Source organism: Nocardia sp. NPDC004168, from assembly GCF_040610355.1.
GTDB classification, from domain to species: domain Bacteria; phylum Actinomycetota; class Actinomycetes; order Mycobacteriales; family Mycobacteriaceae; genus Nocardia; species Nocardia sichangensis.
Map to the genome: position 1 here is coordinate 375,328 of NZ_JBEXME010000002.1, position 22,440 is coordinate 397,767.

The following is a 22,440-nucleotide window of genomic DNA, read 5'->3' on the forward strand; positions in this document are numbered from 1 at the left end:
TGCGGCTCATCCTGACGGTTCGCCGTACAGGAGGCATTCCCGCTGATGAGTATGCTGGCCGCCGACCCGGACGTGCTCCGGATCGGCAACTGTTCCGGCTTCTACGGCGACCGGCTCGGCGCCATGCGCGAGATGCTGGAAGGGGGACAGCTCGACGTCCTCACCGGCGACTATCTCGCCGAACTCACCATGCTGATTCTCGGCCGGGACCGGATGAAGGACCCGGACCTCGGCTATGCCAAGACCTTCGTCAAGCAGATCGAGGACTGCCTCGGGCTGGCGCTCGAACGCAACGTGCGCATCGTGGCGAACGCGGGCGGCCTGAACCCGGCCGGTCTGGCGCAGCGTCTGCGCAAGGTTGCCGCCGACCTCGGACTGGAGGCCAAGATCGCGCACGTCGAGGGCGACGACCTCCTCGCGCGCGCCGGTGACCTCGGCTTCGGCGCGCCGCTGACCGCCAACGCCTACCTCGGCGCGTGGGGCATCGTCGAATGCCTGAACGCGGGCGCGGACATCGTGGTCACCGGCCGGGTCACCGACGCTTCGGTGATCGTCGGCCCCGCCGCCGCGCACTTCGGCTGGGGCCGAACGGATTACGACCGCCTGGCCGGCGCGGTTGTGGCCGGGCACGTCATCGAGTGCGGCACCCAGGCCACCGGCGGCAACTACGCCTTCTTCACCGAGCTCGCCGATCTGGGCAGGCCGGGTTTCCCGATCGCGGAGATCCGCGCCGACGGCGGCAGCGTCATCACCAAACACGCGGTCACCGGCGGCGCGGTCACCGTCGACACGGTCGAGGCCCAGCTCATGTACGAGATCCAGGGGGCGCGCTACGCCGGGCCCGACGTCACCTCCCGCCTGGACACCATCCGGCTCGACCAGGACGGCCCGGACCGGGTGCGGATCAGCGGCGTCACCGGTGAGGCCCCGCCGCCCCGGCTCAAGGTCTCGCTGAACACCATCGGCGGCTTCCGCAACGAGATGGAATTCGTGCTCACCGGTCTGGACATCGAAGCGAAAGCGGAACTGGCGCAACGGCAACTGGAGTCCTGGCTGCCGAGCCGACCGTCCGAGCTGACCTGGACCTTGGCCCGCCTGGACCGCCCGGACGCCGACACCGAGGAGCAGGCCAGCGCACTGCTGCGCTGCGTGGTGCGCGACCCGGACCCGAACAAGGTCGGGCGCGCGTTCTCCAACGTCGCGGTGGAGCTGGCGCTGGCCAGCTATCCGGGGTGCAGCTTCACCACTTTGCCGGGCAACGGTTCTCCTTACGGCGTGTTCACGCCCGGGTTCGTCGACGCCGCCGAAGTGCCGCACACGGCGGTGCTGCCCGACGGCGCCCGCGTCGAGATCGCCCCGGCGACGGAGACGGCCGAACTCGCCGCCGTCGACGAGCCGCCCGCTCCGGAACCGCTGCCCGCCGGGGAAACGCGCCGCGTGCCGCTGGGAACCGTCGCGCTGGCACGCAGCGGTGACAAAGGCGGTGACGCGAATATCGGTGTGTGGGTGCGCACCGACGAGCAATGGCGCTGGCTGGTGCACACGCTCACCGTGGAGCGCATCAAAGAACTACTCCCGGAAGCGGCTTCGCTGACCGTCAACCGGCATGTGCTGCCCAATCTGCGGGCGCTGAACTTCATCATCGAAGGCCTGCTCGGCCAGGGCGTGGCCTATCAGGCCCGCTTCGACCCGCAGGCCAAGGGACTCGGCGAATGGCTGCGGTCTCGTCACCTCGACATTCCAGTGGAGCTTTTCGCATGACCGGTCAGGCCCGGAGGCGGCAGCTCGCGTCACCACGCAGGGCCCCCGGCCATGCGAGAAAGGACACCGCATGACGAAACTCTGGGAAACGCCGGAACGACGCGAATTGCGATCCACGGTGCGCGGATTCGTGGAACGCGAGATCCTGCCGTACCTGGACGGCTGGGAGCGCGCCGGTGAGATCCCGCGCGAGCTGCACAAGAAGGCGGGCGCGCTCGGCCTGCTCGGCGTGCAGTTCCCGGAATCCGCGGGTGGTTCCGGCGGCGACGGCGTGGACGCGATGATCGTCTGCGAGGAGATGCACCAGGCCGGTGCGTCCGGGGGGTTGTTCGCCTCCTTGTTCACCTGCGGCATCTCCGTGCCGCACATCATCGCCTCGGACAACGCCGACCAGATCGAGCGCTGGGTGAAGCCGACGCTGGCGGGCGAGAGGATCGGATCGCTCGCGATCACCGAGCCCGGCGGCGGCTCCGACGTCGGGCACCTCACCACCACCGCGCGCCGCGACGGCGACCACTACATCGTCAACGGCGCCAAGACCTACATCACCTCCGGCGTCCGCGCCGACTTCGTGGTCACCGCGGTGCGCACCGGCGGGCCTGGCTCCGGCGGCATCTCGCTGCTCATCGTCGACAAGGACACGCCGGGCTTCACGGTCAGCCGCAAGCTGGACAAGATGGGCTGGCTGGCCTCCGACACCGCCGAACTGTCCTACGTCGACGTCCGGGTGCCGGTGGAGAACCTGGTCGGCCCGGAGAACTCCGGCTTCTACCAGATCGCGGGCGCGTTCGTCAGCGAGCGCGTCGGGCTGGCGGTGCAGGCGTATTCCAGCGCGCAGCGTTGCCTGGAACTGACGCTGGAGTGGGTGCGCAATCGCGAGACCTTCGGCCGCCCGCTGATCAGCAGGCAGGCGGTGCAGAACACGGTCACCGAGATGGCGCGTCGGATCGATGTGGCCCGCGTCTACACCCGGGATGTGGTGCAGCGCAGCGCCGAAGGCGAGACCGACCTGATCGCCGAGGTGTGTTTCGCGAAGAACACCGCGGTGGAAGCGGGCGAGTGGGTGGCCAACCAGGCCGTCCAGTTGTTCGGCGGCCTCGGTTACATGCGCGAATCCGAGATCGAGCGCCAGTATCGGGATATGCGCATCCTCGGGATCGGCGGCGGCACTACCGAAATACTGACCGGACTGGCGGCGAAGCGATTGGGGTACCAGTCATGACCATTCTGCGCAGCACCTTGGACACCGCCGCGCCCGAGTACGAGGCGGCCGCGGAGGCGATGACGGCCAAGCTCGCCGAGGTCGACGCGGAGTTCGCCAAGGCCATCGCGGGCGGTGGGCCGGACAAGCTGGCGCGGCATCGCAAGCGCGGCAAGCTGACCGCGCGCGAGCGCATCGAACTGCTCGTCGACGAGGACTCGCCGTTCCTGGAGTTGTGCCCGCTGGCGGGCTGGGGCAGCGAATTCCACGTCGGCGGCAGCACCATCGCGGGCATCGGCATCGTGGAGGGTGTCGAGTGCATGATCGTCGCGCCCGATCCGACCGTGCGCGGCGGCACCTCGAACCCGTGGACGCTGCGCAAGACGTTGCGGATCAACGACATCGTGCGGGAGAACCGGCTGCCGGTGATCTCGCTGGTGGAATCCGGCGGCGCGGACCTGCCGACGCAGAAGGAGGTCTTCGTCCCCGGCGGCCGGATGTTCCGCGACCTCACCCAGGCGTCGGCGGCGGGCATCCCGACCATCGCGCTGGTGTTCGGCAACTCCACCGCGGGCGGCGCGTACATCCCCGGTATGTCCGATCACGTGGTGATGATCAAGGAGCGCTCGAAGGTGTTCCTCGGCGGTCCGCCGCTGGTCAAGATGGCCACCGGTGAGGAATCCGACGACGAATCCCTCGGCGGCGCGGACATGCACGCGCGGATCTCCGGCCTGGCGGATTACTACGCCGTGGACGAGCAGGACGCGATCCGCATCGGCCGCTCCATCGTCAAGCGGCTGAACTGGCGCAAGCAGGGGCCCGCCCCGCGCGCCGAGGTGATCGAACCGCTCTACGACCCGGAGGATCTGCTCGGCATCGTGCCGTCGGATCTGAAGATCCCGTTCGATCCGCGCGAGGTGATCGCCCGCATCGTGGACGGCTCGGATTTCGACGAGTTCAAGCCGCTCTACGGCAGCAGCCTGGTCACCGGATGGGCCGAGCTGCACGGTTACCCGGTCGGCATCCTGGCCAACGCGCGCGGTGTGCTGTTCTCCGAGGAATCGCAGAAGGCCACCCAGTTCATCCAGCTGGCCAACAAGTCGAACACCCCGCTGCTGTTCCTGCACAACACCACCGGCTACATGGTCGGCAAGGAGTACGAGCAGAAGGGCATCATCAAGCACGGCGCGATGATGATCAACGCGGTCTCCAATTCGAAGGTGCCGCACATCTCGGTGCTGATGGGCGCGTCCTACGGCGCGGGCCACTACGGCATGTGCGGCCGGGCCTATGACCCGCGCTTCGTTTTCGCCTGGCCCAGTGCGAAATCCGCCGTCATGGGCGGTGCGCAGCTGGCGGGCGTCATCTCGATCGTCGGCCGGGCCGCCGCCGAGGCGAAGGGCCTGCCGTTCGACGAGGAGGCCGACGCCGGGATGCGCGCCATGGTGGAGGCGCAGATCGAGGCCGAATCGCTGGCGATGTTCATGTCCGGGCGGCTCTACGACGACGGCGTCATCGACCCGCGCGACACCCGCACCGTGTTGGGAATGTCCCTGTCGGCCATTCACAACGCCCCGATCAAAGGCGCCGACGGCTTCGGCGTCTTCCGAATGTGAGGCCGACGATGACTGCATCGCAGAGCGATTCGATGAAGGGCGGCGGCCGGGTGACGGGTGGGCTCACGAATGTCCTTGTCGCCAACCGTGGCGAAATCGCCCGCCGGGTCTTCGCGACCTGCCGCAGGATGGGTCTCGGCACCGTCGCGGTGTACTCCGACGCGGATGCCGCCGCGCCGCATGTCACCGAGGCGGACGCCGCGGTGCGCCTGCCCGGCAACACGCCCGCGGAGACCTATCTGCGCGGTGAGCTGATCATCGAGGCCGCGGTCGCCGCTGGCGCCGATGCCATCCATCCTGGATACGGATTCCTCTCCGAGAACGCCGAATTCGCCAAGGCCGTGCTCGACGCCGGGCTGGTCTGGATCGGGCCGCCTGTCGAGGCGATCGAGCAGATGGGCTCGAAGGTCGCCGCGAAGAAGATGATGGACGCCGCGGGCGTGCCGGTGCTCGCCGAACTGGACCCGGCCGAGGTCACCGAGGCGCACCTGCCGGTGCTGATCAAGGCGTCCGCCGGTGGCGGCGGGCGCGGCATGCGCGTGGTTCGCGAGCTGGCCGACCTGACTTCGCAGATCGAGGCCGCCCGGCGCGAGGCGGAATCCGCCTTCGGCGATCCGACGGTCTTCTGCGAGCGCTACCTCGAGACCGGCAGGCACATCGAAGTCCAGGTGATGGCTGACACGCACGGCACCATCTGGGCGGTCGGCGAGCGTGAGTGCTCGATCCAGCGCCGCCACCAGAAGGTGATCGAGGAGGCTCCGTCGCCGCTGGTGGAGCGCACCGAGGGCATGCGGGCGCGGCTGTTCGAGGCGGCGCGGCTGGCGGCGGGCGCGATCGGCTACACCGGCGCGGGCACCGTCGAGTTCCTCGCCGACGAGCAGGGCGAGTTCTTCTTCCTGGAGATGAACACCCGCCTGCAAGTGGAGCATCCGGTCACCGAGTGCACCACCGGGCTGGATCTGGTGCGCCTGCAACTGGACGTCGCCGCGGGCGGCGTGTTGCCCGCAGAACCGCCTGCCATGCACGGGCATTCGATCGAGGTCCGGCTCTACGCCGAAGATCCGGCGCACGACTGGCAGCCGCAGAGCGGCACCGTGCACCGGATCGATATCCCGTCGGTGCTCATCGAGTTCGACCTGCTGGACCGCCCGGGCGTGCGGCTCGACACAGGCGTGGTGGACGGCTCGGTGGTCGGCGTGCACTACGACCCGATGTTGGCCAAAGTCATCTCCTACGCCGAAACGCGCGGCGAGGCAGCACGATTGCTGGCTTCGGCGCTGCACCGCGCGAAGATCCACGGCCTGGTCACCAACCGCGACCTGCTGGTGCGCGTGCTGCGTCATCCGGCGTTCCTGGCGGGTGACACCGACACCGCGTTCTTCACGACGCATGGGCTGGCCGCCCTGGCCGCGCCGCTGGCGTCGGAGTCCGACGAGGCGCTGTCCATCGTGGCCGCCGCGCTCGCCGACGCCGCCGCCAACCGGGGCAGCGCGCGGGTGGGCGGCGGGCTGCCCAGCGGGTGGCGCAATCTCCCCTCGCAGTCACAGCGCAAGTCCTACGAAAGCCGCGCTACCGGAACGCACGAGGTGGGTTACCGGTTCGGCCGGACCGCCGTCACCGTGGACGGTCACGACGGTCTCGCTCTCGTCGAGTCGGCTCCCGATCGCGTCGTGCTGTCGGTTCCGGGTGAGCGCGGCCCGGTGCGTAGGCAGTTCGAGATCGCCCGCTACGGCGACCAGGTCTACGTCGACTCGCCGCTCGGCCCGGTGGCTCTGCGCAGGCTGCCGCGTTTCAGCGATCCGGCCGACCAGGTGGCCACCGGTTCTCTGCTCGCGCCCATGCCGGGCAACGTGATCCGGCTCGGCGCGGAGGTCGGCAACCACGTCGAACAGGGCCAGCCGATCCTGTGGCTGGAGGCGATGAAGATGGAGCACACCATCGCCGCGCCCGCCGCGGGCGTGCTCAGCGCCGTCAACGTCACCGTCGGCCAGCAGGTCGACGTCGGCGCCGTGCTCGCGGTCGTCGAACCCGTAGAAACCCAGGAGAACTGATGACCTTCATCGAAACCGACGAGCAGAAGGCGTTGCGGGCCGCCGTCGCCGCGCTGGCCACGAAGTACAACTACCGCGACTACGTGCTGCCGAAGGCGCGCAAGAGCGAGCCGCTGGACGAATTGTGGCAGGAGGCGGGTAAACTCGGGTTCCTCGGCGTGAACCTGCCGGAGGAATACGGTGGCGGCGGCGCGGGCATGTACGAGCTGTCGCTGGTGATGGAGGAGCTGTCCGCGCAGGGCGCGGGCCTGCTGCTGATGGTGGTGTCCCCGGCCATCTGCGGCACCATCATCACCAAGTACGGCACCGACGAGCAGAAGCAGGAATGGCTGCCCAAACTCGCCGACGGCTCCGGAAAGATGGTGTTCGGCATCACCGAGCCGGACGCGGGCTCCAACTCCCACCAGATCACCACCACCGCGCGCCGCGACGGTGACGACTGGATTCTCAACGGCCGCAAGATTTTCATCTCCGGCGTTGACCAGGCCGAGGCCGTGCTGATCGTGGCCCGCACCTCCGACCACAAGACCGGCAAGCTCAAGCCCGCCCTGTTCATCGTGCCGACCGACGCCGAAGGCTTCACCAGGACGGCGCAGGAGATGGACATCATCGAGCCCGATCACCAGTACAACCTGTTCCTCGACGACGTCCGGCTGCCGTCCACCGCGCTGGTCGGCAAGGAGGACGCGGCGTTGATGCAGTTGTTCGCGGGCCTGAACCCGGAGCGGATCATGGGCGCCGCGATGGCCGTCGGCATGGGTCGCTACGCCATCGAACGCGCGGTGGAATACGCCAAGGAGCGCACGGTGTGGAAGACGCCGATCGGTGCGCACCAGGGCATCTCGCATCCGCTGGCGCAGGTGAAGGTCGAAGTGGAGCTGGCGAAGCTGATGATGCAGAAGGCCGCGACCCTCTACGACGCGGGCGACGAGATGGGCGCCGCCGAGGCCGCCAACATGGCGAAATACGCGGCGGCGGAAGCCAGCATCAAGGCGCTCGACCAGGCCGTCCAGACCCACGGCGGCTCCGGCCTGACCAAGGACGTCGGACTGGCCGCCATGCTCGCCGCCGCTCGCATCGGCCGCATCGCGCCGGTGAGCCGGGAAATGGTCTTGAACTTCGTCGCCCAGTACTCGCTGGGCCTGCCGAAGTCGTACTGAGAGGACGCGCATGACCGAGACGGCTCCGTTCGTCCGCTACGAGGTGAGCGGCGGCGTGGCGACGCTCACCTTCGACTCGCCGCACAACCGCAACGCCCTGTCGTCCAAGCTGGTCGCCGAGCTGCTGCGCGGACTCGACGACGCCGCCGACGACGAGAAGGTGCGCGTCGTCGTGCTCGCGCACACCGGCAACACGTTCTGCGCTGGCGCCGATCTGAGCGAGGCGAGCGACGCCGATCCGGCCGTGGCCGCCGACGAGCGCACCCGGGTCATGATCGGCGTGCTGCGCAGGCTGGTGGAGATCCCGAAGCCGGTGATCGCGCGGATCGACGGCAACGTGCGGGCGGGCGGCATGGGCATCGTGGCCGGTTGCGACATCGTCGTGGCCGGGCCGGGCAGCAGTTTCGCGCTCACCGAGGTGCGGATCGGGCTGGCGCCGTTCATGATCTCGCTGACCCTGCTGCCCAGGCTCGATCCGCGCGCGGCCAGCCGGTACTACCTCACCGGCGAGAAGTTCGACGCCGCCGTCGCCGAGCAGATCGGCCTGGTCACAGTGACCGCCGACGACCCGGCCGCCGAGGTGGCGCGGCTGTGCGGGGAAGTGCGCAAGGGCTCCCCGCAGGGGCTGGCCGAGGCCAAGCGGTTGGTCAACGCGGGCATCCTCGCGGAGTTCGACGCCTCCGCCGAGGAGCTCGCGCGGCGTTCGGCGAGCTTCTTCGGCACCCCCGAAGTGCACGAGGGCATGCTGGCCTTTTTGCAGCGCCGCCCGCCGAGCTGGGCAGAATAACGACCATGGCGACACCCCACGAACCCAAGCAGGACCGCAGCCGAGCCACCCGGCAGCGCCTGCTCGAGGCGACCATCGACTGTCTGGCCGAGATGGGCTGGGCGGCCGCGACGGTCGCGGTCGTCGCCGAACGGGCCGGGGTGTCGCGTGGCGCGGCGCAGCATCACTTTCCCACCAGGGAGGATCTGATCACCGCCGCGCTGGAGTTCATGTTCGACACGCGCAGCGGGCAGGCGGTGCAAGAGGCGTCGTCGCTGGGGGAGCTGGGCGACGGCGTCGGCCGTACGGAGGCGGTGGTGGCGGGGCTGGTCGAGTCGTACACCAGTCCGCTGTTCAAAGCCGCGTTGCAGGTGTGGACGCACGCCGCCGCCGACCCGGTGCTGCGCGAACGCATCGTCCCGCTGGAAGCCCGCTTCGGCCGCGCGTCGCATCGTCGCGCGATCGAGGCTCTCGGCGTGGACGACTCCGATCCGGTCACCCATCACCTGGTCCAGGCGACCTTGGACATGGCCCGCGGCCTGGGGTTGGCCGACGTCCTCACCGACGACTCGGCCCGCCGCAAGCGCATAGTCGAGCAATGGGCGGCCACGCTACACGCCGCTTTGCACGCTCCTCGCTGATCGGGAGTCCGCGATCGGCGGTCTCGGCGCACTCAGCAGCAGGACTATCGCGGCGACCATGGCGGCGAGAGTGAGCAGAGCGTAGGAGTTGCCGACCAGGAATTGCATGACGGTCCAGTGGAATTCCCGGCCGTTGGTCTGGGGTACGAACCAGATCAGGCCTTGCGGAAGCAGCGGCAGCGTCTGATCCCATGTTCCGATCGAGTCGACTTGCATCGGCCACGCGAAGGCGAACAACGCGATCGCGCCGGGCACGGTGATGCCGGCTGTCCACGATCGGCGGGACAGTGCGTGCACGGCCCAGACGAGCGCGGGCACCGCCCACACCCAGTAGTGGGTCCAGGAGATCGGTGAGCACAGCAGCGTCACACCGGCGGCGAGCAGGGCGCCGAGCATCTCGTCTCCCCGCTGGTAGGCGATTCGCGCCGCGGCCAACCCGGCCAGCCCGAGCCCGCCGGCGCCGAAGAGCCACACCACGTGGCTGTCCCACGTGGTCCATTGCAGGCGGCCGAGCACACCGTTGAGCGACTGATTCTGCACGTATGCGAAGCCGATCCGGTTCTGCGACGCCACGGTCGAGGTCCAGAACTGGATCGCCTCGGTCGGCCGATACCAGAGACCGACCGCGACCGTGGCCGCGAACGCGCCCATCGCGACGGCGGCGGCCTTGAATTGGCGGGTGATCACCAGATAGACGACGAACACCGCGGGCGTCAGTTTGATGCCGGTGGCGATACCGATGAGGATGCCGCGACTCCGGCGGTGTTTCGGCATGGCGAGGTCGCCAAGGACCATCGCCATCAGGATCATGCTGATCTGCCCGAAGCGGAAGGTCTGCTGCACCGGCTCGAGCCAGAGCGCGGCGCTGCCCACGGCAAGCGTCATCGCCAGCATGCCGAGCCCACGCCGATACCGCATCAGTACAGCGGTGCACCACACGCTGACATACAGGCAGATCAGCGTCGTGACCACCATGCCGGTGCCGATGTAGTTGATCGGGAACCGCGCCAATTCGGCGCAGATCCACGCGGCGAAGACGGGATAGAGAAACGGCAGGAACATCGGGCCGCGGGCGGCGTACAACTGGCCCGGGTGCAGGGCGGCGGCCTTGCCGCCCCACATGTAGACCTGCAGATCTATTTGGTGCCAGTACATTTCCCAGTTCGGCCGCAAGAACAGCAGCCAGGCCGCCAGGGAGATCGCGGTGAACACGATGGCCGCGCCCAGGGCGAGCGCGGCTCGTGGCGGTCGGCTACGCGCGGTCGATAGTTCCGTCGCCTGCGCGACAACGACAGTTGTCGCCGGTGCGACAGTTGCCATGAACTTTCCTTCATCAGATGACGATCGATCGGCGGAACCGGTGCCGGACAACATGATCGGCGCGGTCCCGAGGGCAACGCTGAAACCGTGAGCTCGTCTAACGATACGGCTACTACGAAAGTAGTATTACCATTAGGAAATGTAACGTGTGTCACTTTTGGCCTCCCTGTGCGGGAAGCGATGCTTACCGGGTCCCGATGTCCCGGTGCATGTGATCGCGTGGATCGGTAGGGGCGCGACAGACAACTCGCGCCCCTGATGTTCAACGAATTCGCTTAGGGCTCTTCCGAACTCGGCGCGCTCATGCGCTGTGACCGATCAGCACAACCCTTGCTGCTCGAGGCGCCCGGAATCGATGGCGTAGGAGGAGGCTCCGATGGCGGCGCCGATCAGGCCGACGATGATCGCGCCGGGGATCGCGCCGACGAAGAAGACGGGCAGGCCGACCAGCGCGCCGATGGCGGCGCCGATCGCCGCGCCGATTCCCGTGCGCAGTTCGATCGTGTCGCCGGGCGGCAGGCACGCCTTGATGTAGGTCACCTGCGGGGCCTCGATGGTCGCCGCGGCGATCGGTTCGGTGCGGTCGACGGGCGCGGCCGACGCGGTGGCGGCGAATCCGACGGTGAGCGCGGTTGCGACCAGTGCGCTGACCACCGTCACGGCCAACTTCGTGAAAGCGTTCAACTGTTTCCCTGAATGTTCGCGGTGGACACGTGACCTGATGCGCTCCGGGTTCCCGCTCCGGAACGTGCGCTGTCACGCATCCGATCATCATCGCTGGAGTTTTGCGGTGTGCCAAGACCTGACGCTCGAATAGCCTGCGCCGGTGACAACTCCGAGCGCCTTCGCGTCGATGTCACACTCGCCGGCGTCGCGTCGTCCTTCCTGTGAACGCGAAACGACGCAGCGACACAAGGAGTGAGGACCATGACGAAGGGCACGAAGATCGCGGTAGCGGGCGCGACAGGGCGGCTGGGCAGGCACGTGGTGGATGTGCTGAACGAGCAGGGGCACGAGGTGGTCGCCTTCTCCCGGGCCGACGGTGTCGACATCGAGACCGGGCGGGGCCTGGTCGATGCGCTGGATGGTGTGCGCGTCGTGATCGACGTTTCCAGCACGCCGTCCCCGGACCGGGAGGTGGCGACGGCCTTCTTCACCGCGACCGCGCGCAATCTGCACGAAGCGGGACAGAAGGCAGGGGTCGAGCGTCTGGTGGTGGCGTCGATCATCGGCATCGACGGCACCACCGCCGGATACAACGCGGCCAAGCTGGCCCACGAGCGAGCGCTGCTGGAAGGGCCGCTGCCGGTGCAGATCCTGCGTGCGGCGCAGTTCCACGAACTGGTCGAGCTGATGATGGGGTGGGGCACCCAGGGGGACACCGCCTACGTGGCCGAGATGCGCACCCAGTTGGTCGCCGCGCGTACCGTCGCCGAGGAACTCGTCCACCTCGCGCTCGCTCCCGAGATCACCGCGGCTCCTTTCCCGGAAATCGCGGGCCCGCAACCGGAAACGATGGCCGGTGCCGCAACCCTGCTTGCCGCCCGCCGCGGCGCGCCCGCACACGTCGTCGAGGTGAGCGACCAGGACAATCCCGATCGTGAGGTGTACGAAAACGGTGGACTTCTCCCCGGCCCGCACGCCAAGCTCGCAGGCCCGACGTTCGCCGAATGGATCGAGTCCGTCCGGTAGCCACGCGAAGACGTCGAAAACGCGGTCCGCACCGGCGCCGAGGTATGACGCCGGTGCGGATGCGGTGTTCAGCGAGTGCAGGGGAATGCGCTGAACACTGGAAGGCGATGCGGCCCCGAGGGATGCAGGGCGACAGGGCCGCATCGCGTGGTTTCAGTGGGTGGCGGTCAGGTCGTACAAGGTGACCCCGTCCACCTGGATGGCGGTGAAGTTCTCCTCGACCCACTGCGTGATCTGCGCACTGGGGGAGGAGCTGGATGAACCGGGCCCGCCACGGCCGCCGCCGACGAAGTAGTGGATCTTCCCTTCGGCGACGTACTGCTGGAACTGCTCCAGCGTCGGCGAGGGGTCACTGCCGTTGAAGCCGCCGATCGGCATTACCGGAAGTTCGGTGGCCAACTGCAAGCCCGCGGCGCTGTTCGAGCCGATGGCCGCGGCCACCCAGGTGTAGTCGCCGCCGTTCTGCTCGAGCAGGGACACGATCTGCGCGCTCGGTTCGCTCGCCCCGAGGAGGCCGCCCATCCCACCGCCGCCATTGGGACCAGGACCGCCGTCTCCGGGCATACCGCCCGTTCCCTGCGGGAACACCGTGCCGTCCGGTGCCTGCCCGCCGGGCGCGGTGCCTTGCGGCGTGGTGCCGGACGGGAAACCCGGCGGTGTACCCGCGCCGTCGGGAGCTTGCCCGTCGGGCGGGAAGCCGGGCGGCGTACCCGCGCCGCCGGGGGCCTGCCCGTTGGGCGTGGTGCCCTGGCGTCCGCCGCTCGGTGTCCGGCCGCCGGGCGCATTGCCCTGCGGTCCAGAACCCGGAAGTCGGCTGCCCGGCTGTGGAATTCGGCCGTCCGTGCCCTGCGGACTCGGCGAACCTCCGTCCGGCGGTGTGCCACCCGGTGCTTGCGCGGTGCCGTCGCGGCCCGTGCTCGTTCCGTTCTGCATACGGCGACCCATGCCGGGCATGCCTTCGCCCCACGGTGGCCGCCCGCGCATCGCGACGTTCGGCCCCGCCGACGGAATCGAACCGGCGTGTGGCGTCGCGATGGTGTCGACGGCATAGGCGACAGGCCCGGCCAGGAAGGTGAACGCGACTGCCAGCGCCGACACCACGGCCAGCTTGCGCGGCGCGGGAACGACTACGGCGAGTGTCGCGAGCACGCCGACGACCAGCACCGTCCAGCGCAGCCACGACTGCCATTCCGAACTGCGCGACAACAGCATCCAGGCGGTCGCCGTGGTGAGACCCACCGCGAGTGCCGACGCCAGTCGCACCCACAGCCGATGCCGCCCCCGCCACGCCAGGACCGCCCCCGCGCCGACCAGCGCGGCGATGGCCGGAGCCAGGGCGACGGTGTAGTACTGGTGGAAGATGCCCGCCATGAAGCTGAACACCAGCCCGGTCGCCAGCAGCCATCCGCCCCAGAGGACAAGCGAAGCGCGCTGCCGGTCGGTGCGAGCCGCTCTGCCGCGCAAGAGGATTCCGACGACCAGCGCGACCAGCGCGGCGGGGATCAACCACGCGATCTGACCGCCCTGTGCCGGTTCGAACATCCGCGTGACGCCGGTTTCCCCCCACATGCCGTTGCCGCCCGGCGGCAGCTCACCGCCGCCCGGTACGACGCTGCCGCGCTCGTTGCCGTTGAGCCGGCCGAGCCCGTTGTAGCCGAGGGTGAGTTCCAGGATGGAGTTCTCGTGCGAGCCGCCGATCCACGGACGGGACGAGGCGGGCCACAACTCCACCGCGAGCAGCCACCAGCCCGCGGCCACCACCATCGCGGCCCCGGCCGCGAAGAGTTGCAGGATGCGCTTGCCGAGCTTCGGCGGCCCCGCGAGCAGATAAGTCAGCGCGAGCGCCGGAACCACCAGCAGCACCTGCAATTGCTTGGTGAGAAAGCCGAATCCGATCAGCGCGCCGGTCAGCACCAGCCAACGCCAGCGGCCGTCCTCCACCGCCCGGGTCATCGCCCAGGCGGCGGCGATCATCAAGAACACCAAGAGCGCTTCGGGATTGTTGAAGCGGAACATCAACGCCGCGACCGGCGTCACCGCCAGCGCCAACCCGGCGAGCAATCCGGCCGCGGGGCCGAACGGCCTGCGCACCGTCGCCCACAGCAGTGCCACGCTCGCCACGCCGAGCAGCACCTCCGGCACCAGGATGCTCCAGCTGTTGAGGCCGAAGGCCCGCACCGATAGCTCCATCAACCACAGCGAGGCGGGTGGCTTGTCCACGGTGATCGAGTTGGCCGCGTCGGAGGACCCGAAGAAGAACGCCTTCCACGACACCGAGCCCGCCTGCACCGCGGCGGAATAGAACGAATTCGCCCACCCATTGGCGCTCAGGTTGCACAGATAGGTCACCGCCGTGCCGAGCAGCAGCGCCGCCAGCGCCGGATACTCCCAGTTCCTTCTGGTCCGAGGCCGCGGTTGGGCCGCGACCGGTTGCGTCGTCAGAGTCGCCGTCATCGACGAACCTCCGCGGCGAGCCCCGATGCGTTCGACGCACGATCGCCTCCGCTGTCGCGGAACACCCAGCGCAGCCCGACGAACCGCAGCAGCGTCGCCACCAGATTCGCCACCACCAGCACGAACAGTTCCAGATGCACCGAGGAGTCCGGCGCCCACCGATGCAGCGCGAACAACGAACCGCTGGTGAGCGCCAGCCCGATGCCGAAGATCACCAAACCCTGGAACTGGTGCGACACGGCCCCGTTCGAGCCGCGCACGCCGAAGGTGAAGGCCCGGTTGGCCGCCGTGTTGCCCACCGCCGTGATCAGCAGGGCGGCGAAGTTCGCCACTTGCGCGCCGGTCAATGGTTGCAGCGCCACGTAGAGCAGCAGGTAGGCCAGCGTGCTCAACACACCGACGATCGCGAACCGCACCAGCTGACCCACCATGCCCAGCGGCACCCCGGGCACCAGCGGTTCCCGGCCCACCGAGCGGCGCAGTTCCTCCAGCGGCAGCGCGCCGGTCGCCAGCGCCCGACCAAGCCGCCAGATGCCGAGCAGGTCCTTGCGGGCGGTGTCGATGATGTCGACGCGGCTGTCCGGGTCATCGATCCAGTCCACCGGGACCTCGTGAATCCGCAGACCCGCCCGCTCGGCGAGCACCAGCAATTCGGTGTCGAAGAACCATTCCCCGTCGTGCACCAGCGGTAGCAGGCGGCGCGCCACCTCGGTGCGCATCGCCTTGAAGCCGCACTGCGCGTCGGAGAAGTGCGCGCGCAGCGAGGCCTTCAGCAGCAGGTTGTAGCAGCGCGAGATGATCTCGCGCTTGGGTCCGCGCACCACGCGGGACGCGGCGTCGAGCCGGGTGCCGATGGCCAGGTCGGAATGCCCGGTGATCAGCGGCGCGACCAGCGGGAGCAAGGCGTTCAGGTCGGTGGACAGGTCGACGTCCATGTAGGCGACCACCTGCGCGTCCGAGTGTTCCCACACCGCGCGCAGCGCCCGACCGCGCCCCTTGGCGGACAGATGGACGACGCGCACATCGTCCAGTTCCTCCGCGAGCAGCTGGGCGACCTGGAGCGTGGCGTCGGTGCTCGCGTTGTCGGCGACCGTGATGCGCGCCGGGAACGGGAACCCCTCGCGCAGGTGGGCGTGCAGTCTGCGTACGCACACGCCGAGGTCGGTCTCTTCGTTGTAGACGGGTATCACCACGTCCAGCACGGGCGCGCCCGTGGTCTCGGTCCGTTCCGTCGCCGCGACGGTGGAAGTCTCGGTCATGCGAACCAGACTCGACGGCCACACTGCCACCGGGCTGGGCCTCAGCTGTGAGGTTCCTGGTAGCTCGGGATCGCCGGGTGGATGCCCGGCGGACGCCCGGTTATCGGGGCTGCTCGGTGCAGGTAGCATCCGGATTCGTGATGCTGCGCGGCCGGACGGAAGACGACCAGCCGCCGAAACGCGTGGACGCCCGCACCGAGCGCTGGCGCGAGCATCGCAGAAAGGTGCGCGAGGAGTTCGTGGACGCGGCGTTCCGCGCCCTCGACAAATTCGGCCCCGCCGTCAGCATGGGCGACATCGCCAAGGAGGCGGGCGCGGCCAAGCCGAAGCTGTATCGCCATTTCGAGGACAAGACCGACCTCTACAACGCGATCGTGGACCGGGTTCGCGACCTGCTCTGGGAACAGGTCATGACCAGCTTCGACCTGACCGGCGACTCGGCCGGTGACCTGGTGCGCCGCGCCGCGTCCGAATACGTGCTGGTGGTCTCGCGGCAGCCGAACGTCTTCCGGTTCATGCTGCACAGCCACTTCACGCAACGGTCCGACGACGCCGATCGCGCGCTGCAATCGGCCAGGCAGTCCGCCCGGCGCGCCGCCGAGCTGTTCGCAGGCGTAGTGGACGACGAGTCGGTGCGGATCGAAAACGTGCAGCTGGTGATCTATTCGATCTTCGGCGCGGTGGCCTCGGCCACCGATTGGTGGCTGGGAGTGAACCGGCTGGAGCCGCCCGCCATGACGGCCGAGCAGTTCGCCGACTATCTGAGCGAGACCATCTTCGCGCTGGTGGCGGCGAGCGCTCGGCTGCACGGCATCGCCATAGCGGCCGATCGTCCGCTGCACCTCGCTTTTTCCACGTTGTGACCGGAGCGCCCCCCGGGCCGGGCGCCGAGGTCGTGCCGCATCCACGCCGAACGTCATTGTTCCGATCGCCTCGCCGTTGAAGCCATCCGTGTCGGCGACGTCTTCAGTATCGCAGCGCCCACCGACAAGAAATGGCGCCGATCAGCTCCGGTGCAACCGCCACAGCGGGGACACCGGCCCATGGCCAGCGCCGAGATCGTAGGACGCGGCCAAGCAGCGGTAGGTCCACTCCTTGGCGAACTCGACCGCTTCGGGCACCGGATAGCCGTGGGCGAGCGCGCAGGCGATCGCGGCGGCCAGCGTGTCGCCGCCGCCGTGGTCGTTGCCGGTCGCGATGCGCGGCGCGGTGAATTCGAGGAATTGCTCGCCGTCGAACAGCAGGTCGGCGCTGTATTCGGAGGAACGCAGATGCCCGCCCTTGACGATCGCCCACCGCGGTCCCAACTTGTGCAGCGCCTCGGCCGCGCGCCGCGCCGAATCGTCGTCCGCTACTTCGATGCCCGTGAGCAGGCGGACCTCGTCCAGGTTCGGCGTCACCACGGTCGCGAGCGGAATCAGGGTGTTGCGCAGCGCGTCCAGCGCTTCGGCGTGCAGCAGTGGGTCGCCGTGCATCGAGGCCGCCACCGGATCGACGACCAGCGGAATCTCGCCATCGCGGCCGATGCCGACCTCCCGGCACACTTCCGCGACCGCCTCGATGATCGCGGTCGAGGCCAGCATGCCGGTCTTCGCGGCGCCGACGCCGATATCCCCGGCGACCGAGCGCACCTGAGCGGCCACGACCTGCGGCGGAATCTCGTGGAAACCGCTGACGCCCACCGTGTTCTGCACGGTCACCGCCGCGACCGCGACCAGGGCGTGCACGCCGCACAGCGCCATGGTGCGGGTATCGGCTTGGATTCCGGCGCCTCCGCCGGAATCGGTACCGGCAATGGTGAGCGCCCGGACGGGGGTCTGCCCCTCGGCGGGCAATGGCAGCAATTTCACGACCCAAACCCTACGGCGACGTCGTTCTCCCGCTACGGGCAACCGGACCCGCCCGTACACATAAAATGAAAATCGTTATCATTAACTTCATGGACTCCGACCTGCTTCCCGTCACCGTGCTGTCCGGCTTCCTCGGTGCGGGCAAGACGACGCTGCTCAACCACATCCTCGCCAACCGGGAGGGCCGCCGGGTCGCGGTCATCGTCAACGACATGAGTGAGGTGAACATCGACGCCGCGCTGGTCGCGGGCCAAGGCCACCTCGACCGCACCGAAGAGAAGCTGGTCGAACTGACCAACGGCTGCATCTGCTGCACCCTGCGCGAGGACCTGATCGAGGCGGTGGCCCGGCTCGCGCGGGAAGGACGGTTCGATCAGCTGGTGATCGAGTCCACCGGCATCTCCGAGCCGATGCCGGTGGCCGCGACCTTCGACTGGGAGTTCGAGGACGGGTTCCGGCTCGGCGACATCGCCCGGCTGGACACCATGGTGACCGTGGTCGATGCCTCGACCTTCCTCGCGGAAGTGGCGCGCGGCCAAGCGCTGGCCGAGCGGAATCTGGAAGCGGGGGAGGGCGACGCGCGCACCATCGCCGACCTCCTGGTGGATCAGGTCGAGTTCGCCGACGTCGTGCTGGTCAACAAGACCGACCTGGTCGGCGCCGCGGCGGTGGGCGCGGTGGAGGCCACGGTGCGCAGGCTCAATCCGCGCGCTCACGTGCTGCGGACCACTAACGGTGTGGTCGACCTGCGCGAGGTGCTCGACACCGGCCGCTACAACCCGCTGGTCGGCGCGGCGGCCGAGGGGTGGGCGGAGGAACTCGCAGGCGGCCACACGCCGGAGACCGAGGAGTACGGCATCCGCAGCCTCACCTACACCGCCGACCGGCCGTTCCATCCGCTGCGTCTGGCCGATGCGCTGGAGCGGTTGCGCGGCCTGTTGCGCAGCAAAGGATTCTGCTGGATCGCGAGCCGCTCGACGCTGGCCGCCGTGTGGTCGCAAGCGGGACCGAACCTGGTGTTCGAACCCGCCGCCTGGTGGTCGTCGCTGGAGGTGCCGCCAGGGCAGGAGATCGTGTTCATCGGGGTGAAGCTGGATTGCGCGAAGGTGCGCGCGTTGTTGGACGAAGCCCTGCTCACCGACGCGGAGTTCGCCGCGGGCCCTGGCGCTTGGGCCGAGTATCCAGATCCTCTCCCGGCCTGGGATGAACTGCACGAGCACATGTGAGCGCTGCGTCGACCCACACGTCTCTGTGCCGCCGCATCACGCGCTCAGTTCGAGATACCGGGCGCCTGGTGCAGGTAGGTGGGGTCGGTCAGTTGCTCGATCATGAAGTCGGCGATGTCGGCGCGGGAGATTTTCAGGGTGAGTCCGGGCTCGTCCGCCCGGAACCCGCGCCGGTAGCCACCGGTGGCCGGTCCGTCCACCTCGTAGCCCTCCCGCAGCGCCCGCCGCGCTGGCGTTCACAATCGTGGCGCTGGCCGCGCTGGGTCGGGCGCACTCCGGTCCAGGCCGTGCTCAGCCGGTAGACCGGCGTCGCTGTAGGGAGAGGCCATGCGCGGCACCCTTACGCCCGGCCCGGCCGGATCGATCCTGTGATCGATGCCGCCCGGCGGAAGTACGCCCGAAATTTGCTCGCGGCGAGTAGTGGTTTCGAGATCGGCTCGATTGGAACCGAAACGGTAGGCGCTGCGTCCAACCCTGCAAGATCACCGATGCGAGAACGCATGACACATTGCGCAGACAGGGGATTGCATGACCGACACAGCCAGCGCCGGAACAGATTTCACGATGGTCCCGACCGAAGTGTCCGACGCGGGCCGCTACATCCAGCAAGCCGCGCAAACGCTTATCGACGGAATCCGCTCGGCCGACACCGAAGTAGCCGGTCTGATGGCGACGTGGCGCGGCCCGGCCGCCGACGCCTACTCCGCGGCATGGGGGGAGTCCCGCCAGGGCGCGATACGCATCCTCGAGGCGCTGGACGGCATGGGCGAACTACTGGGTGTCTCGGTCGCGAACGTGGCCGAGGTCGAGACCGCCCGAGTGGGGGCCACCACCGCGGCCACGTCTTCGCTGGATCTGCCGTGACGGCCGCGTTCGGCGTGGATCTGGCGCATCTGCACGCAGTGACGGCGCGTATCGGCGGATTGGTGTTGTTTTTCGCGCGATTACTACCGGGACCCCCTTACGCCGGTCCCTCAAGGGGGTTGTACGGGCCTCAGTGCCCCATTCATACTCTGAAAGTGAATGGGGCACTGGACTGGCTCCTTACCCGACTTTGAACGATCCCGTGACAGCGGGCGTTTCGCAATCAGTCTTTCCGAGATACATCGTGCCGGTCAGAGATCCCATTACTTCACCGGAGCCGGTCGTATCGGTAAATGAGTCCTTCCATGTGGTATCGGCGGCAAACACCGGTACGGCGTGATCAAACGTATGGCCGCCACTCAGGCCATTGTGCAGATTCTGCCAGCCGAACTTCATCACACCCCCGGTGATTGGCCCCATACTTGAAACGAACTGAAATTTGAACGTGACGCGACCATTTCCCTGATCGACGGCCGACCACGTTGCCTGTCCACATTTCGCTGGGGCTGCGGCGGCTCGCCTTTACCGAAACGTGAGTCAGGGCCTATCGTGGATGCTCGACACGGCAGAAACAACACGAAGGAAGTATTTGACATGCCGGAATTCAGCGGACCTATGTACATATCACCCAACCCGCCCTCGCGTCGTTCCGGCCCGCAAAGCCCACAACACGCAGCAGCACAATTGGGGGTACCCATCGCCCTGCCGGCGAGGCCCGAGCCCTTCTCAATAAGCATATACGGACGAAATCAGATGCCGCGGTCAGTTACCATCCGCAGCAGCCTGTCATCTGTATTCGTCGAAACCTACCTCATCGACGACAGCGACACGGTGGCGGATTTCGCCGCGCGTGCGTTGAGCAGATTTGCCCCCGACGCCGGATTGGACTACCTCGACCAAATATCAGCAAAAGCAATCGCCGTCGAGGCTGCGCTCACTATCGACAACGTCACCTACCCTGGTATGGAAATCACCCACCGCGACTTCGTGGTCCGATCCGCAGCAATCGACAACACTCGAATGGTCGCGGTGTGTAGCCTGTCAGGCCCCTCGCCAAAACTCACTTGGACCCAATCATGAACATTGAGCAAGGCGGTAATTTTTTTGACCGTGAGGACGTTGAAGAACCGCTGATCCGCTCCGCGAAACGATGTTCACGATGCCGGAACAACTCGGGCCAAGATCCGAAATCTGTGGTGATCGTGCCGAATAGGGGTTCCCGTAGAACTCGCCGAATTTCGGGCGGATTTGAGCTTTCGTGGCGAACGGCGAGGTGGAAGAGGGCTTGTAAAACCCCCTAGCGTTCGCGTGGTTCCCCATTGGCACTGACGCCTGCGAGGAGTGGTGGTTGCTGCTGCTCCTGTAGGGCTGGGTTCGGGAGGGCCAGGGTCCAGGCGGAGCGTGTGCGTTCGCTGCTGGGATTGCGGCGCGTGGTGGCTGTTGGAAGGCTGGTGGCGAACATCGGTTGACCGCTGGTCGGAGCCGGGGTGTTGGTGGTGTGCGCGACCGATGGGCTGGCGGTGGTGGTTGTTGTTTGGGGTTCCAGTCCGCGGCGTGGGTTTTGTCGGGTGTCGGGGTGGTGGTGCGGCAGTGGCGGTCCCGTCCGATGGTGTCGAGGCGGGGGCTGCTGTGTTCTTGTCGGGGGAGGCAGTTGCTGCGCCGGTTTTGTCTGCGGGATCGTTCGTGGCGGGTTGGTCCGAGATGGCGCTGGTGTGGTGGGTGACTTGATCGACGGTGGTGACGAGTTTGGTGACCGAGTCGGTGACCTCGGCGATGGCTTCGCCTCCGCCTTTGACGAGCTCGCCGGCGTCCTTGAGGAACTCCCCGCCGCTCTCGATCAGGTTCGGGATGGTGCCGGTGATACTGCCGACCGCTTTGATCAGGTCGCTGATATCACCGGGCCGCCATTCCCCGGGCTTGCCTTTGTCGGAGGTCTGCGCTGCGGCGCCTGTGTTGGAGTCGCCCGTGTTAGATGCGCCGTTGTTCGATTTGCTGGCGTCGGCGGCTTTCGTGTCCGTCGACATCGGTGTCGATGTGGGTGAAGTCGCCGCGGGCGTGGTCGTCTTGTTCGGGTCGGCTTGGGCGCTCCCGGTCAGCTGGGATATCGGAGACGCAGGCGCCGACGCGGCTGCGAGGGCCGAGACGTCGGTGTTGGCCTGCTCGATCTTGGTCAGGGCGGTGGTCTGGACATCGAGCATCTCGTTGAGCGCGGTCGACACCGCGCTTTGGTGGGTGCGTAACTGTTCGGGGCTGCCGGTGCCGGTGACCGCCCAGTCCTCCGCGACGGTGAAGCCGGCGGTAGTGGCGTCGGTGACCTTGTCCAGCAACGTTTTCCGATAGCCAGTCAGCAGGTCACCGCCGTCGGTCAAGGTTTGCGCGAGTGCTTCGATCTGCTGGGCGGCTTTCGTGGCTTGGTCGCGGTCCCCGGCGACGCGATCGTAGGCCGCGTAGTAGGCATCGCCCTGCCAGTAACTGCCTGCGTCACGGATCCGGGTGACGGCGTACTCGACCAAGGCCACACATTCGGTACTGCGACGCTGCATTTCATTACCGGCCTCGCCCAGCTGCCACGACCGGAC

20 protein-coding genes are annotated in these 22,440 nt (G+C 68.0%); 12 read left to right on the top strand and 8 right to left on the bottom strand.

Annotated features, from left to right (window positions below):
• Positions 1-45: 45 nt before the first annotated feature.
• The 7 genes from ABZW96_RS05465 (at position 46) to ABZW96_RS05495 (ending at position 9,196) form a co-directional block, all read left to right on the top strand.
• Positions 46-1,761 (top strand): acyclic terpene utilization AtuA family protein, encoded by a 1,716-nt coding sequence (locus ABZW96_RS05465; protein WP_355071597.1) that lies wholly within the window; start codon positions 46-48, stop codon positions 1,759-1,761.
• Positions 1,762-1,831: 70 nt separating this feature from the next.
• Entirely contained in the window at positions 1,832-2,983 is a 1,152-nt protein-coding gene (locus ABZW96_RS05470; protein WP_355071598.1) for an acyl-CoA dehydrogenase family protein, read from the top strand.
• On the top strand, positions 2,980-4,578 hold the full coding sequence (locus ABZW96_RS05475) for a carboxyl transferase domain-containing protein (protein ID WP_355071600.1): 1,599 nt from the start codon (positions 2,980-2,982) through the stop codon (positions 4,576-4,578). Before ABZW96_RS05470 ends, ABZW96_RS05475 begins: the two co-directional genes overlap by 4 nt.
• Before the next feature lie 8 nt (positions 4,579-4,586).
• A complete protein-coding gene (locus tag ABZW96_RS05480) occupies positions 4,587-6,629 on the top strand; it encodes a biotin carboxylase N-terminal domain-containing protein (RefSeq protein WP_355071602.1) in 2,043 nt (680 codons plus the stop codon).
• Positions 6,629-7,789 (top strand): acyl-CoA dehydrogenase family protein, encoded by a 1,161-nt coding sequence (locus tag ABZW96_RS05485; RefSeq protein WP_355071603.1) that lies wholly within the window; start codon positions 6,629-6,631, stop codon positions 7,787-7,789. The genes ABZW96_RS05480 and ABZW96_RS05485 overlap by 1 nt, the downstream gene beginning before the upstream one ends.
• A gap of 10 nt (positions 7,790-7,799) precedes the next feature.
• Positions 7,800-8,576, top strand: coding sequence for an enoyl-CoA hydratase family protein (locus ABZW96_RS05490; RefSeq protein WP_355071604.1), 777 nt, complete (start codon positions 7,800-7,802; stop codon positions 8,574-8,576).
• Between the two features lie 5 nt (positions 8,577-8,581).
• Entirely contained in the window at positions 8,582-9,196 is a 615-nt protein-coding gene (locus ABZW96_RS05495; protein ID WP_355071605.1) for a TetR/AcrR family transcriptional regulator, read from the top strand.
• Here ABZW96_RS05495 and ABZW96_RS05500 read toward each other — a convergent pair.
• Together ABZW96_RS05500 and ABZW96_RS05505 are read right to left on the bottom strand one after the other, a co-directional pair.
• Positions 9,167-10,516: a glycosyltransferase 87 family protein gene (locus tag ABZW96_RS05500; protein WP_355071606.1), complete on the bottom strand. Its 1,350-nt coding sequence runs from the start codon at positions 10,514-10,516 to the stop codon at positions 9,167-9,169. The two genes, ABZW96_RS05495 and ABZW96_RS05500, sit on opposite strands and share 30 nt — an antisense overlap.
• Positions 10,517-10,834: 318 nt before the next feature.
• Complete coding sequence (locus ABZW96_RS05505; RefSeq protein WP_355071608.1) at positions 10,835-11,200, bottom strand: hypothetical protein; 366 nt, start codon at positions 11,198-11,200, stop codon at positions 10,835-10,837.
• A gap of 243 nt (positions 11,201-11,443) precedes the next feature.
• Between ABZW96_RS05505 and ABZW96_RS05510 the strand changes: the two genes are divergently transcribed.
• A complete protein-coding gene (locus tag ABZW96_RS05510) occupies positions 11,444-12,208 on the top strand; it encodes an NAD(P)H-binding protein (RefSeq protein WP_355071609.1) in 765 nt (254 codons plus the stop codon).
• 153 nt (positions 12,209-12,361) lie between these two features.
• Here the strand turns inward: ABZW96_RS05510 and ABZW96_RS05515 are convergent, their stop codons facing one another.
• Positions 12,362-14,662: a glycosyltransferase family 39 protein gene (locus tag ABZW96_RS05515; RefSeq protein ID WP_355071611.1), complete on the bottom strand. Its 2,301-nt coding sequence runs from the start codon at positions 14,660-14,662 to the stop codon at positions 12,362-12,364.
• Complete coding sequence (locus tag ABZW96_RS05520) at positions 14,659-15,921, bottom strand: bifunctional glycosyltransferase family 2/GtrA family protein (RefSeq protein ID WP_355071612.1); 1,263 nt, start codon at positions 15,919-15,921, stop codon at positions 14,659-14,661. Before ABZW96_RS05520 ends, ABZW96_RS05515 begins: the two co-directional genes overlap by 4 nt.
• Positions 15,922-16,037: 116 nt before the next feature.
• Here ABZW96_RS05520 and ABZW96_RS05525 point away from each other — a divergent pair, with 116 nt between their 5' ends.
• On the top strand, positions 16,038-16,784 hold the full coding sequence (locus tag ABZW96_RS05525; RefSeq protein WP_355071614.1) for a TetR/AcrR family transcriptional regulator: 747 nt from the start codon (positions 16,038-16,040) through the stop codon (positions 16,782-16,784).
• A gap of 141 nt (positions 16,785-16,925) precedes the next feature.
• On the opposite strand, the gene thiD is transcribed toward ABZW96_RS05525, so the two are convergent.
• Positions 16,926-17,771: a bifunctional hydroxymethylpyrimidine kinase/phosphomethylpyrimidine kinase gene (thiD, locus tag ABZW96_RS05530; protein WP_355071616.1), complete on the bottom strand. Its 846-nt coding sequence runs from the start codon at positions 17,769-17,771 to the stop codon at positions 16,926-16,928.
• Positions 17,772-17,860: 89 nt separating this feature from the next.
• Between thiD and ABZW96_RS05535 the strand changes: the two genes are divergently transcribed.
• Entirely contained in the window at positions 17,861-18,997 is a 1,137-nt protein-coding gene (locus ABZW96_RS05535) for a GTP-binding protein (RefSeq protein WP_355071617.1), read from the top strand.
• Positions 18,998-19,041: 44 nt separating this feature from the next.
• Here ABZW96_RS05535 and ABZW96_RS05540 read toward each other — a convergent pair whose 3' ends face one another.
• Positions 19,042-19,197 (bottom strand): hypothetical protein, encoded by a 156-nt coding sequence (locus ABZW96_RS05540; protein WP_355071619.1) that lies wholly within the window; start codon positions 19,195-19,197, stop codon positions 19,042-19,044.
• Between the two features lie 328 nt (positions 19,198-19,525).
• On the opposite strand from ABZW96_RS05540, the gene ABZW96_RS05545 reads away from it, so the two are divergent.
• Positions 19,526-19,861, top strand: a complete 336-nt coding sequence (locus tag ABZW96_RS05545) for a WXG100 family type VII secretion target (RefSeq protein WP_355071620.1) — start codon at positions 19,526-19,528, stop codon at positions 19,859-19,861.
• 180 nt (positions 19,862-20,041) lie between these two features.
• On the opposite strand, the gene ABZW96_RS05550 is transcribed toward ABZW96_RS05545, so the two are convergent.
• A complete protein-coding gene (locus ABZW96_RS05550) occupies positions 20,042-20,281 on the bottom strand; it encodes a hypothetical protein (RefSeq protein WP_355071622.1) in 240 nt (79 codons plus the stop codon).
• Positions 20,282-20,614: 333 nt separating this feature from the next.
• Here ABZW96_RS05550 and ABZW96_RS05555 point away from each other — a divergent pair, with 333 nt between their 5' ends.
• Complete coding sequence (locus ABZW96_RS05555) at positions 20,615-20,941, top strand: hypothetical protein (RefSeq protein WP_355071624.1); 327 nt, start codon at positions 20,615-20,617, stop codon at positions 20,939-20,941.
• Between the two features lie 74 nt (positions 20,942-21,015).
• Here ABZW96_RS05555 and ABZW96_RS05560 read toward each other — a convergent pair whose 3' ends face one another.
• Positions 21,016-22,374, bottom strand: a complete 1,359-nt coding sequence (locus tag ABZW96_RS05560; RefSeq protein ID WP_355071626.1) for a hypothetical protein — start codon at positions 22,372-22,374, stop codon at positions 21,016-21,018.
• Between the last annotated feature and the right edge of the window lie 66 nt (positions 22,375-22,440).